Consider the following 12572-nt stretch of genomic DNA (forward strand, 5'->3'; position numbering starts at 1 on the left):
CGAAAGGGGACGAACGTCGCCGTCAAAGGTCCGGGGTTTTCTGTTCATGTTCCGCAAGCGACTGGTCGCAACCGCCGCCGCTGCACCGATGCTGCTCTTCGCCGGCGCGGCCTTGGCCGAGACGACCATTTCGGATACCCGCACCTCGGGCGTGGCGACCGGCTCGATCGGAACCGGCGGCGCGGCCGACGACATCAAGATCGCCAGCGCCGGCAAGGTGAAGCCGACGGCCTCGGGCCCGGCGGTCACGGTCAACAGCAACCACAAGGTCGTCAACGAAGGCGAGATCTCGACTTCGGACGTGAACAACTCGACCGGCATCCAGGTGAACGCCGGCGTCACGACGACGGTGACCAACAAGGGCGTGATCCGTCTCGACGAGACCTACGAGGCCAAGGACACCGACAACGACGGCGACCTCGACGGCAAGTTCGCCACCGGGGCGGGGCGCTACGGCATCCGCGTCATGCCCGGCGGCACGGTCACCGGCGACATCATCAACGATACCGGCGGCGGCATCACCATCGAGGGCAACAACTCGGCGGGCATCAGCGTCGAGAGCAACCTCACCGGCAATCTGATCAACCGCGGCTCGATCAGCGTCACGGGCGACAACGCACGGGGCGTCCAGGTGCTGGGCGACGTGTCGGGGAACGTGGACCTGCGCGGCGCCATCGGCGCGCTGGGTGAGAACGCCACCGGCGCCGCCATCGACGGCGACGTCGGCGGCAAGCTTATCATTCAGGGCTCGATCGCCTCGACCGGCTATCGCTACACCAGCCGCCCCGCCGACAAGGCGGTGCGCGACAAGCTCGACGCCGACGACAAGCTGCAGGGCGGTCCCGCGGTTCGGATCGCCGGCAACGTGGGCGGCGGCATTCTCCTGGACCGGCCCCCCGTGGCGGGCGTCGACTATGACGGCGACGGCATCCCGAACGACAAGGATGACGACGACGACAACGACGGCAAGAAGGACACCGAGGACAAGGACCTCGACAACGACGGCATCGACGACTCCCTCGAGGGCACGGCGAGCATCGTCCAGAACGGCGGCGCGCCGGCGCTGCTGATCGGGTCGGACACGCAGTCGATCACCATCAATCCCGTCGGAACCGGAGCCGACCAGCGCGGCCTGGTGATCCGCGGGTCGATCGTCGCCAACGGCGTCTACGACGATGTCGACGCGACCGGCGTCCAGATCGGCACGACTCCGACGTCGGCGTTCACCACCGACATCAAGGGCGGGATCCGGGTCCAGGGTTCGATCACCGCGGCCAGCTTCAACGGCGAAGCCAAGGGCATCTATCTCTCGCAGGGCGCGATCGCTGACCGCATCGACCTTGAGGGGAATCTGCTCGCGGCCGTCACCGCGACGTCCAAGAGCCTGGCCGACGAGTCCTCGAAGGGCGCGACCGCCCTCCTGATCGGCAAGGGCGCGGTCACGAACTCGGTCTACAACTCGGGCATCATCGGCGCGATCGTCAACGGCGAGAAGGGCGACGCCGTCGCCATCCGCGATCAGGAAGGCAACCTCTCCTTCGTCCAGAACACGGGCAAGATCACCGCCGTGATCAACCCGACGGACGACGCCGACGACAAGGACGACGCCGACAACGATCCGAGCAATGAAACGGTGACGGGCAAGGCCATCGCGATCGATGTCGCGGCGGCCAAGCAGGGTGTTCGTGTCCGCCAGTACGGCGTCAACGACGGCGACGACGATCTGGACAACACGACCAAGGATCCGGACGCGGATGGCGACGGTGTCGACGACGCCGACGAACCCGCCATGGTCGGCAACATCAAGTTCAGCGCCTTCAACGACACCTTCGATCTCGAGAACGGCACCTACAAGGGCGACATCGACTTCGGCGCCGGCAACGACGTCTACAATGTCGGCACGACGACGACGGGCGCCGAGGCCATCGGAGCGATCCGCAACTCGGCCGACGGCCTGACGGTGAACGTCAACAAGGGCAAGCTGACGATCACCAACGCCGAGGTGATCAACGGCACGGCGGTCAACATCGGGGCCGGCGCCTCGGTGATCTTCACCGTCGACCCGACCACCAACGCCAACACCCGCTTCAACGTCACCTCCGCCAGCATCGCGGACGGCGCCAAGCTGGGCCTTACCGTCACGGACCTGATCTCGGGACCGCAGACCTATACCGTGATCAAGACCGCTCCAGGCGGTCTGACCGCGGGGAACATCGACCAGTCGCTTCTGGGCAACTCGCCCTACCTGTTCGTGGCCAAGGCGACGGCCAATACGAGCGCCGGCGAGGTCAACATCGAACTGCGCCGCCGCACCTCGTCGGAAATGAGCCTGACGGTCAACCAGTCGGCGGCCCTGGACGCGGTCTATGCGGCGCTGGGCAAGGACAACAAGGTTCGCGACGCCTTCCTGGGCGCCGAGACCCGCGAGGACTTCCTCAAGCTCTACGATCAGATGCTGCCCGACCAGGGCGAGGGGCTGTTCTCGTCGCTCGACATGCTCACCCGCACGGTGTCGCGTCTGACCGCGACCCGGCCGGACCTGAAGCAGCGCTACGGCCCCGACAGCTTCTGGATCCAGGAAGTGAACGTCCAGGTCATGCGCGAGACCGGCGTCACGATCGGTTCCGACACGAAGGCGTTCGGCTTCGTCGGCGGTTACGAGGCCATGGGCGCCGACGGCGGCGCGCTGGGCGCCACGCTGGCGTTCGTCAACGCCGAGGAAAAGGACGACGTCGCCCAGGTCGGCGAGCAGACCAACATCTCGCTGCTCGAGGCCGGCATCTACTGGCGTCGCTCGATCGGCAAGTTCACGATCAACGCGCGCGGCGCCGGCGGCTACGCTTGGCTGAGCGGCGACCGCGTCTTCATCGACCCGAAAACCAACCTGATCGAGCGCGCCAGCGCCGACTGGAACGGCTTCACGGGCGTGGCCAGCCTGAGCGCTTCCTACGAGCAAGAGATCGGCCGCTTCTACATGCGTCCGACCGTCAGCCTCGACTACCTCTACCTGCGGGAAGGGGAGCGCAAGGAAGGCGGCAAGAGCAACGCCATCAAGCTGGAGGTCGACGAGCGCACCAGCAGCCGCCTCTCGGCCATGGCCGAGCTGGCCTTCGGCGCGACCTTCGGGCGCGACCTTTGGTGGCGTCCGGAAGTGCGCGTCGGCTACCGTCAGCATCTGGCCGGCGAAGTCGGCGACACCGTCTTCCGCTTCGTCGGCGGCCAGCCGGTGACCCTGGTGGCGACCGAGCCCGGCGACGGCGCCGTTGTCATCGGCCTGTCGCTCAAGGCGGGTACGGCGATGTCCTACGTGGCCCTTGAAGGCGAGTACGAGTCCGCCGACGGCGAGGACCGCTACAATCTGCAGCTGGCCGGCCGCGTAATGTTTTAACCATTAGCGGCCACCCCTCAGGAACGCTGAACGCGTACGGAGTTAATCTCTATTGCTCCGATAGGTGTTCAGAGCTTTCTTGAACATCGTTACGTCGCCGGTCCCAAAGGCGACGGACTGAGGGGATACAATGACCGGCCACAAACCCACGCTCCGCGCCGCGCTGCTGGCGGGTGTCGCGACTCTCTGCATCGGCGGGACCGCTCACGCTCAGGAATCCGCGGAGGAGCGGATCGCCCGGCTGGAGGCCGCGCTGGCGGAGCTCCAGGGGCAACTCGCCGACCTGAAGGCCTCGACGGCCGCCAGCGTCCAGCAGGTGCGGTCGACCCAGCAGGCGACCACGGTCAGCCTTGCGAACGGCCGCCCGACCATCGCCAGCGGCGACGGCCAGTTCACCGCCAGCTTCCGCGGCGTGCTCCAGCTGGACGCCGCCTACTACGACCAGGATTCCGCCGGCCCGCTGGCCACCGACTTCCGCCGCGGCTCGTTCGGCGACGCCACTGAAAACGACCACGCTCGCGACCTGTCCGACGGCGCCAACTTCCGCCGTGTCCGCCTGGGCATCGAGGGCAAGGCCTTCGGCGATTTCGAGTACAACTTCCTCTACGACTTCGGCGGTTCGGGCGTCGAAGAGGGCGGTAAGATCAGCGCCGCCTGGCTGCAGTACAACGGCCTGGGCTGGGCCAAGCTGCGCGTCGGCGCCTTCCCGCCGGTCACCAGCTTGGAAGACGCGGCCTCCAACGCCAGTTCCCTCTTCGCCGAGCGGGCCTCGATCGCGGAAACCGTCCGCGGCCTGGCCGGCGGGGACGGCCGCACCGGCGTGGCGCTGCTGACCGCCGGCGAACGCTGGACCGCCAGCGCCGCGATCACCGGCAATCTGATCGGGACGTCCACCTATGACGAACAGGTCGGTTTCGTCGGCCGCGCGACCTTCGTGCCCTACAAGCGCGAGAACACCCTGATCCACTGGGGCGTGAACGCGAACCTCATCCTGTCGCCGGCGGCCAACGGTCCGGACGTTCCAGGCGGCGCTCCGACCCCGATCCGGCTCCGCGATCGTCCGGAGCTGCGCGTCGACGGCGTGCGCCTGATCGATACCGGCAACATCGACGCCGACGGCCTGACGGCCCTGGGTCTCGAGTTCGGCGCCCAGCACAAGAACCTCTACCTGCAGGCCGAGTACTTCACGATCGAGCTGGAGCGCCGCGCCAGCACGCTCGAGGATCCGCGCTTCTCGGGCTGGTATGTCCAGGGCGGCTGGATCCTGACCGGCCAGTCGCGCCGCTACAACGCCAACGGCGGCTTTGACGGCCCGCGCGTGGAGAAGCCGTTCAACCTGAAGACCGGGGACTGGGGCGTCTGGGAGCTGGGCGTCCGCTACTCCACCATCGACCTGAACTGGGGCGACTACCGCGCCGGCGCCTTGGGCGCCATCCAGGGCGGCGAGCAGGACATCCTGTCGATCGGCCTCAACTGGTACCTGAACAACGCCGTGACGCTGCAGGCCGCCTATCGCAACGTCTCGGTCGACCGCCTCTCGCCCGGCGGGAGCGCGTTCGGGACCATCGCCGCCACGCCGGCGCTCGGCGCTCAGGTCGGCCAGGATCTCAACATCTACTCCTTCCGCACCCAATACGCCTTCTGACGCGTTAGGCGGCCAGGGCCGCCGCGCCTGGAGAAACCAGACATGACGAACGACCTTCGCAACCTCTCTCGTCGCGGCGTGCTCGGCGCCGCGGCGCTGGCCGCTCCCGCCGCCCTGGCGGCGGGCGGCGCGGCTCAGGCTCAGGCCAAGCCGCTGACCCTGCTCAACGTCAGCTACGACCCGACCCGCGAGCTCTACAAGGACATCAACGCGGCCTACGCCAAGTACTGGAAGGACAAGACCGGCCAGACGCTGACCATCCAGCAGAGCCATGGCGGCTCGGGCAAGCAGGCCCGGTCGGTGATCGACGGCCTGCAGGCTGACGTGGTGACCCTGGCGCTGGCCTACGACATCGACGAGATCGCCCAGAAGGCCAAGCTGCTGCCCGCCAACTGGCAGTCGCGCCTGCCGCAGAACTCCACCCCCTACACCTCGACCATCGTGTTCCTGGTCCGCAAGGGGAACCCCTGGAAGATCAAGGACTGGGGCGACCTCATCAAACCGGGCATCGATGTCATCACGCCCAATCCCAAGACCTCGGGCGGGGCGCGCTGGAACTACCTGGCGGCCTGGGCCTGGGCGCTGAAGCAGCCGGGCGGCAACCCGGCCAAGGCGCAGGCCTTCGTCCAGGAACTGTTCAAGCACGTTCCGGTGCTCGACACCGGCGCCCGCGGCTCGACCACGACCTTCGCCCAGCGCGGCCTCGGCGACGTGCTGCTGGCCTGGGAGAACGAGGCCTACCTGTCCAACGAGGAGTTCGGGCCCAAGTTCGATATCGTCTATCCATCGCTGTCGATCCTGGCCGAGCCGCCGGTCGCCCTGGTCGACAAGGTGGTGGATCGCAAGAAGACCCGCACGGTGGCCGAGGGCTATCTGAACTTCCTCTACAGCCCGCTCGCCCAGGACCTGGTCGGCAAGCACCACTACCGCCCGCGCAACCCGCAGGCGGCGGCGAAGTACGCGGCCAAGTTCAAGACCATTCCGCTGGTCACGATCGACGACACCTTCGGCGGCTGGGCCAAGGCCCAGAAGACGCACTTCGCCGACGGCGGCGTGTTCGACAAGATCTACCGGCCGGGCTGAGGTCGCGGGGACCTAGAACCGGAAGGCGAGGGCGGCGGACACGGTGTCGCCGTTCTCGCCGGGGGTGCCGATCTCACGATACCAGCGCAACGACATCGTCGCGGGCTTGCCGGCGATCGTGGCGTCGTAGCCGACCACCGGCCCCGCGGCGCTGCCCCGCCAGCGCGCCTGGCCGAGCATCGGTCCGCGCCCGACGGTCTCGCCGGCGGACCGGGCCGAGTAGCCGACCGCGCCGACCCTGAAGTCGCCGAACCGCCGGACGATCGCCGCCTCGGTCTCGAACAGGCCGCCAGTCTGGAAATCGGCGGCGTTCAGGCGGGTTTCCTCGACGAAGGTGACGGCCGCGGAGATGTCCCAGTCCGTGGTCGATCCGCTCCAGGCCACGCCCAGCGGCTTGTGGCTTTCGGGCGCGAGCGCGGGGCGGTCCCAGCTGGCGCCGGGCGCGAGTTGCAAGGGCGGCTTGGCGGCCGTGTTCTTGGGGAAGCTGAACTGAAGCGGGCGGGAAGGGGAGGCGGCGGGCGATGGGGACAGAGTCGTCTGGGCTTGCGCGCCGGTCGCCCCTGCGGCGGCGCACGCGAACAGCACCAGTCCCCTTTGCCACGCGTCCATATGCGTCCAACGCCGGGCGCGCGACTGTGTTGCATCGAGGGGGAGCGACGGATTGGCGCGGCCGGGGATCATGGCGGCTCCGACGACGAAATCGGGCGGGACCGCCTCGTCGCCGTCGGAGGGATCCAGCCCGGCGCGAAACGGTCCCGCACGTCCACGGTCCCTCGGGCCGACAGGGCCGCCTCGGGGGGAAGGCGGACCGTGGGCGCTTCGACAAGACCACGGTCTCAGATCGTCTCGCCTAAAGGTATCGGGTCGATGCCGGAGACCCGCTCCGGTCGAGGCCCGTCCCGCGGCGGCCGACCGGTCAGGCCTGGATGAGGTTGTGCTTGATGGCGAAGCGGACGAACTCGGTCGCCGTCCGCACGCCGGCCTTGCGCATCGCGGCGGCGCGGTGGCTTTCGACCGTCTTCACGCTGATGCCCAGGTTCCGGGCGATCTGCTTGTTGCCGCAACCCTCGGCGATCAACTGGGCGACCTCCAGCTCCCGCGGCGTGAAGCTCTCCAGGCGGGACTTGCGGCGATCATGCAGCGCGGCGTCGAGCAGGATCTCCGAGACGCAGTCCGAGAAGTAGGGGCGATGCACGGACAGGGCCGAGACGGCGTTGACCAGCTGCGCGCCGCTTTCGCTCTTCAGAATGTAGCCTCGCGCGCCGGCCGCCAGGCCGCCGCTGACCGTCTCGTCGTCGTCATGCATGGTGAACAGCAGGACTTCGGTGCGCGGCAGCGCCTGGCGCAGCTGGCGGGTCACGCCGATCCCGTTGAGCATCGGCAGCGAGACGTCCAGCACCGCGATGTCCGGTCGCTCGCGCATCGCCAGCTCCACAGCCTGACGCCCGTCAGAGGCCTCGGCGCAGACTTCCCAACCGGGCTGGCTCTCCAGGACGTCCCGCACGCCACGACGTACGACGTCATGATCATCGGCGATCAGTATTCGAAGCATTGTGGCGTCCCTCTGTCGAAGACCGTGTATCCCGCTCCGTCCGAGTAATCCTCTGCGCGCGGGAGATTGCGGAAACGATAGTTTTTATTCGCGGACGTACCTTGCCGGGGCTTTTCGTCTTCTCCGTCTCACGCCACCATCCTGCTCCGGCGAGTCTCGAATGTAGTCGGGAACCTGGTTCATAGTTCCATAGTTTCTCTACCGGACGGGAGACTGATATGGCTGGGGAAACGGCGACCATCGTCTCTTGGTTGCCTGCGCGGGACGAATTTGACTACCCGGCGGTCTTCGACGCCCTGGGCTTCCCCTTGGCGTTGCTCGTCGTCCGCGGGGCGGATGTCCGTTTCGTCGACGCCAACCAGACCTTCGTCCGCATGACCCGGCTGGCCAAGGCCGAGATCGAGAACCGGCCGCTGTCCAAGGTTCTGCCCTCCGATGTCGCCGGCGTGCTGCTGGAAGGGGCGCTGTGCGCCGGTCGCGGCGGCGAGACGGTGCGTGTCGAGACGACGCTCGCCGCGGCCGGCGGAGATCCCCAGCGGGTGATCCTGACGCCGCTCCACGAGATCGCCGAGGGCCGCCTGATCCTGCTCGACGCGGAACGGCGGCGAACCTCGCGCCTGCCCGGCGAGCGGGGACACAGCCTGGCCTTCGACCGGCTGTCCCGCGTCAACGAAGGTCTGATCTACATCTACGACGTGATCAAGGAGCGGTCGCTGTATGTCGCCCGCCAGCTGTCCGAGCTGCTGGGCCGTCGCCGAGGCGAGCATTTCGTGATGCAGGACCTGCGCGAGATGGTGCATCCCGACGACCGCGCCGCTCTGGAAGGCCATTTCCAGGCGCTGAAGGACCTGGACGATTGGGCGGTGGAGGTCGCGGCCTTCCGCCTGCCGCGCGACGACGGCGAATGGCGCTGGCTGGAGGTCAGGACGCGCGTCCTCGCCCGTGACCGCGGCGGCCGGGTGCGCCGGATCCTCGGCGTCGCCACCGATGTCACCGATCGCAAGACCATGGCCGAGGCGCTGGACGCCGCCGGCCGGGCCCTGCTCGACGCCGCCGAGTCGGAGCGCCGCCGGGTCGGGCGCGAGCTTCACGACTCCACCGCACAGCATCTCGTGGCCATCGACCTGGGTCTGGGGGCGCTGCAGCGCCGGCTGCCGACCCTGAGCGACAGCGAAGCGCGTATCTTCGGCGAACTTCGGGCGTCCCTGGGCGCCGCCCAGCGCGAGATCCGGGCCTTCTCCTATTTGCTGCATCCGCCGCTGCTGAAGCGGCGCGGCCTGATCGACACCCTGCGGCGCTTCGTCGAGGGATTCGGACGGCGGACGACCATGGACATCGACCTGCGTTTGCCGGGCCGGTTGTGCCACCTGCCGGAGGAGGTCGAGGTGGCGCTGTTCCGGGTCACCCAGGAGGCGTTGATGAACGTCTTCCGGCATGCGGACGCCCACCGGGTCCGGGTCGAACTGATCGCGCGCAAGGACGCCGTGATCATCGAGGTCGAGGACGACGGGGTCGGCATCGAGGACGCCACGCCCGGAGTCGGCATCACCGGCATGCGAGCCCGGCTGGCCCAGCTGGGCGGCCGCCTGACCCTGACGCCGCTGCTGGTGGGGACGAAGGTTCGCGCCTTCATCCCCCTGCAGAGCGAGGCCCGGCCCTAGACCTTCAGCCGGTAGCCGGTCCGGAAGATCCACCAGATGACGCCCAGGCACAGGGCCAGGAAGCCCGCCGTGGCGGCCAGGCTGACCCCGACGTTGACGTCCGACACGCCGTAGAAGCTCCAGCGGAAGCCGCTGACCAGATAGACCACCGGATTGAACAGGGTGATCTTCTGCCAGATCGGCGGCAGCATGCTGATCGAATAGAAGCTGCCGCCCAGGAAGGTCAGCGGCGTGACGATCAGCATCGGCACGATCTGCAGCTTCTCGAAACCGTCCGCCCAGACCCCGATGATGAAGCCGAACAGGCTGAAGGTGATCGCGGTTAGCACCAGGAAGCCCAGCATCCAGAAGGGGTGCTGGATCTCGAACGGCACGAACAGGCGGGCCGTGGCCAGGATGATGAGGCCGAGCAGCACCGACTTGGTCGCCGCCGCCCCGACGTAGCCGATCACCGTCTCGACCCAGGACACCGGGGCCGAGAGCAGTTCGTAGATCGTGCCGGACCACTTGGGCATGTAGATGCCGAACGATGCGTTCGAGATGCTCTCCGTCAGCAGCGACAGCATGATCAGCCCGGGCACGATGAAGGCGCCGTAGCTGACCCCGTCGATCGAGGCCATGCGCGATCCGATCGCCGACCCGAACACCACGAAATAGAGCGAGGTGGAGATCACCGGCGACAGCACGCTCTGCAGAAGGGTGCGGAACCAGCGGGCCAGTTCGAAGCGGTAGATGGCCTTCACGCCGTACAGGTTCATGACCCCGACCTCACCAGGCTGACGAAGATTTCCTCGAGCGAGCTCTCCTCCGTGCGGAGGTCCTTGAAGTCGACGCCCAGCTCGTTCAGGCGGCGGAGGAGGGCGGCGATGCCGGTGTCCTCGGCCTGGGTGTCGAAGGTGTAGGTCAGCTCGGCGCCGTCGGCGGACAGCTCCAGCGACTCGCCGGCCAGGGCCGTCGGAAGCGCCGCCAGGGGCGTCTGCAGGTGCAGGGTCAGCTGTTTCTTGCCGAGCTTGCGCATGAGGACGTCCTTGTCCTCGACCAGCACGATCTCGCCCTTGTTGATCACCCCGATCCGGTCGGCCATCTCCTCGGCCTCCTCGATGTAGTGGGTGGTCAGGATGATGGTCACGCCGTTGGCCCTCAGGCCCCGGACCATCTCCCACATGTCGCGGCGCAGCTCGACGTCGACGCCGGCGGTCGGCTCGTCGAGGAACAGGATCTTGGGCTCGTGGCTCAGCGCCTTGGCGATCATCACCCGGCGTTTCATGCCGCCCGAGAGGGCCATGATCTTGTTGTCCTTCTTGTCCCAGAGGCTGAGGTCGCGAAGGATCTTCTCGATGTAGGCGTCGTTGCGCGGCTTGCCGAACAGGCCGCGGCTGAAGCTGACCGTCGCCCAGACCGTCTCGAAGGCGTCGGTGTTGAGCTCCTGCGGCACCAACCCGATCGCCCTCCGGGCGGCGCGATAGTCCTTGATGATGTCGTGGCCGTCGGCCAGCACCGTGCCGACGCTCGGATTGACGATGCCGCAGATGATGCTGATCAGGGTGGTCTTGCCGGCGCCGTTGGGTCCGAGCAGGGCGAAGATCTCGCCGTCCCGGATGTCGAGGTCGACGCTCTTCAGCGCCTGGAATCCTCCGGCATAGGTCTTGGCCAGACCCTTCACGGATATGATGGGTTGCACGCTTTTCCCCAGGCTAGATGCGTCGCGGACGGCGGCGGTCTGTCCGACTCTCCCGACCGTCAGAAGGGTACAGGTGGGGAACAGTTTGCGGCGAAACAAGGGCGTCGCAAGGGCTGATGATACGCGCCTGAAATCGGGAGTTCCGGCCGGTCCCCGGCGGGCGCGTTCTCCCGGCTATGGGTAATCACCATGATTGAGGTCCGGTCTCCGGGGGCGCAACCTGCCGAATGAAGAAACACGGACAGCGGCTGGGATGCGGCCTGTTTCAACGACCCCTGCGACGACGGCCGATTGGGTCGACGTTGTAGCGTTCAGGTTTCCCGCGGGAAATCTGGCGGCCTTTGCCGCGCCACCATCCCCGCCGACACCCCCCATTCCATCCACTGAACCGGTGCGCCCATGAAAATCCCCGCCGCCGCCGTCCTGGTCGCGACCGCCGTATTGGCGTCGGGCTGCGGCCAGAAGAAGCCTCAGATGAACATGGGGCCGGTCGAGGTGGGGGTGGTGACGCTGGCCGCCCAGTCGGTGCCGCTCGAGACCGAGCTGCAGGGGCGTACGGTGGCCTATCAGTCCTCGGAGGTGCGGCCGCAGGTCTCGGGCATCATCAAGTCGCTGCTGTTCAAGGAGGGCGGCGAGGTCCGCGCCGGACAGCCGCTCTACCAGATCGATCCCGCGCCCTATCAGGCCTCGCTCGCGCAGGCCCGCGCCTCGCTGGCCAACGCCGAAGCGGCGGTCGCCGCCGCCAAGGCCAAGGCCGACCGCTACGCCGGCCTAGTCGGCATGGAGGCGGTCTCCAAGCAGGACGCCGACGACGCCACCGCCGCCTACAAGCAGGCGACGGCCAACGTCGCCCTCCAGCGCGCCGCGGTGCAGACCGCCCAGATCAACCTCGGCTACACGCGGGTGAACGCCCCGATCAGCGGCCGGATCGGCAAGTCTAACTTCACCGTCGGGGCGCTGGTCACCGCCAGCCAGGCCGATCCTCTGGCCTCGATCCAGCGCATGGACCCGATCTATGTCGATCTCAGCCAGTCGGCAGCCGACCTGCTGAAGCTCCGCTCGCGGCTGGCGTCCGGCGGGGTGATGCCCAACAGCGCCCCGGTGCGGCTGAAGCTTGAGGACGGCAGCGACTACCCGGCGACGGGCGTGCTGCAGTTCACCGAGGTCACCGTCGACCCCAACACCGGCACGGTGACGCTGCGGGCCGCCTTCCCGAATGCGAGCGGGGTGCTGCTGCCGGGCATGTTCGTCCGCGCCTTCATCTCCCAGGCCGAGGCCCCCAACGCCATCCTGGCGCCCCAGCAGGGCATCGCCCGCGACCCGAAGGGCGGGGCCACGGCCCTGGTCGTCGGGGCCGGAAACAAGGTCGAGACCCGCACGGTCGTGGTCGACCGCGTCGTCGGCGACAAGTGGCTGGTCGCCAGCGGCCTGAAGGCCGGCGACCGCCTGATCGTCGAGGGCACGGCCAAGGCCAAGCCCGGCGCGACGGTGAAGCCCGTCGCCGCAGGTTCGCCGCCCGCCGCTCCGGCCGGCGCTCCGGCCGGCAAGAAGGGCTGATCCGG

9 protein-coding genes are annotated in these 12572 nt (G+C 68.0%); 5 read left to right on the plus strand and 4 right to left on the minus strand.

The window, feature by feature from the left end:
- Nucleotides 1-46 precede the first annotated feature (46 nt).
- The 3 genes from CSW64_RS04210 (at nucleotide 47) to CSW64_RS04220 (ending at nucleotide 6116) form a co-directional block, all read left to right on the plus strand.
- Nucleotides 47-3388: an autotransporter outer membrane beta-barrel domain-containing protein gene (locus tag CSW64_RS04210; protein WP_099620928.1), complete on the plus strand. Its 3342-nt coding sequence runs from the start codon at nucleotides 47-49 to the stop codon at nucleotides 3386-3388.
- Between the two features lie 130 nt (nucleotides 3389-3518).
- A complete protein-coding gene (locus tag CSW64_RS04215) occupies nucleotides 3519-5033 on the plus strand; it encodes an OprO/OprP family phosphate-selective porin (protein ID WP_099620929.1) in 1515 nt (504 codons plus the stop codon).
- Nucleotides 5034-5075: 42 nt separating this feature from the next.
- Entirely contained in the window at nucleotides 5076-6116 is a 1041-nt protein-coding gene (locus CSW64_RS04220) for a sulfate ABC transporter substrate-binding protein (RefSeq protein WP_099620930.1), read from the plus strand.
- A gap of 12 nt (nucleotides 6117-6128) precedes the next feature.
- On the opposite strand, the gene CSW64_RS04225 is transcribed toward CSW64_RS04220, so the two are convergent.
- Together CSW64_RS04225 and CSW64_RS04230 are read right to left on the minus strand one after the other, a co-directional pair.
- Complete coding sequence (locus CSW64_RS04225) at nucleotides 6129-6701, minus strand: transporter (RefSeq protein WP_172448451.1); 573 nt, start codon at nucleotides 6699-6701, stop codon at nucleotides 6129-6131.
- Nucleotides 6702-7032: 331 nt separating this feature from the next.
- Complete coding sequence (locus CSW64_RS04230) at nucleotides 7033-7668, minus strand: response regulator (RefSeq protein WP_099620932.1); 636 nt, start codon at nucleotides 7666-7668, stop codon at nucleotides 7033-7035.
- Nucleotides 7669-7886: 218 nt separating this feature from the next.
- Here CSW64_RS04230 and CSW64_RS04235 point away from each other — a divergent pair, with 218 nt between their 5' ends.
- A complete protein-coding gene (locus CSW64_RS04235; RefSeq protein ID WP_099620933.1) occupies nucleotides 7887-9329 on the plus strand; it encodes a PAS domain-containing protein in 1443 nt (480 codons plus the stop codon).
- Here CSW64_RS04235 and CSW64_RS04240 read toward each other — a convergent pair.
- Both CSW64_RS04240 and CSW64_RS04245 read right to left on the minus strand, forming a co-directional pair.
- Nucleotides 9326-10087 (minus strand): ABC transporter permease, encoded by a 762-nt coding sequence (locus tag CSW64_RS04240; RefSeq protein ID WP_099620934.1) that lies wholly within the window; start codon nucleotides 10085-10087, stop codon nucleotides 9326-9328. The genes CSW64_RS04235 and CSW64_RS04240 overlap by 4 nt on opposite strands.
- The gene (locus CSW64_RS04245; RefSeq protein ID WP_099624109.1) at nucleotides 10084-11022 is read right to left on the minus strand and encodes an ABC transporter ATP-binding protein; all 939 of its coding nucleotides are present in this window, start codon (nucleotides 11020-11022) and stop codon (nucleotides 10084-10086) included. The genes CSW64_RS04240 and CSW64_RS04245 overlap by 4 nt, the downstream gene beginning before the upstream one ends.
- Nucleotides 11023-11409: 387 nt before the next feature.
- Between CSW64_RS04245 and CSW64_RS04250 the strand changes: the two genes are divergently transcribed.
- Nucleotides 11410-12567 (plus strand): efflux RND transporter periplasmic adaptor subunit, encoded by a 1158-nt coding sequence (locus CSW64_RS04250; RefSeq protein WP_099620935.1) that lies wholly within the window; start codon nucleotides 11410-11412, stop codon nucleotides 12565-12567.
- Nucleotides 12568-12572 lie beyond the last annotated feature (5 nt).

The organism is Caulobacter mirabilis, assembly GCF_002749615.1.
Classification (GTDB): Bacteria; Pseudomonadota; Alphaproteobacteria; order Caulobacterales; family Caulobacteraceae; genus Caulobacter; species Caulobacter mirabilis.

Bases quoted from the DNA above. Each gene is read 5' to 3' on its own strand.
- CSW64_RS04210 (WP_099620928.1), top strand. From the start codon at position 47: ATGTTCCGCAAGCGACTGGTCGCAACCGCCGCCGCTGCACCGATGCTG.
- CSW64_RS04215 (WP_099620929.1), top strand. From the start codon at position 3,519: ATGACCGGCCACAAACCCACGCTCCGCGCCGCGCTGCTGGCGGGTGTC.
- CSW64_RS04220 (WP_099620930.1), top strand. From the start codon at position 5,076: ATGACGAACGACCTTCGCAACCTCTCTCGTCGCGGCGTGCTCGGCGCC.
- CSW64_RS04230 (WP_099620932.1), bottom strand. From the start codon at position 7,668: ATGCTTCGAATACTGATCGCCGATGATCATGACGTCGTACGTCGTGGC.
- CSW64_RS04235 (WP_099620933.1), top strand. From the start codon at position 7,887: ATGGCTGGGGAAACGGCGACCATCGTCTCTTGGTTGCCTGCGCGGGAC.
- CSW64_RS04240 (WP_099620934.1), bottom strand. From the start codon at position 10,087: ATGAACCTGTACGGCGTGAAGGCCATCTACCGCTTCGAACTGGCCCGC.
- CSW64_RS04250 (WP_099620935.1), top strand. From the start codon at position 11,410: ATGAAAATCCCCGCCGCCGCCGTCCTGGTCGCGACCGCCGTATTGGCG.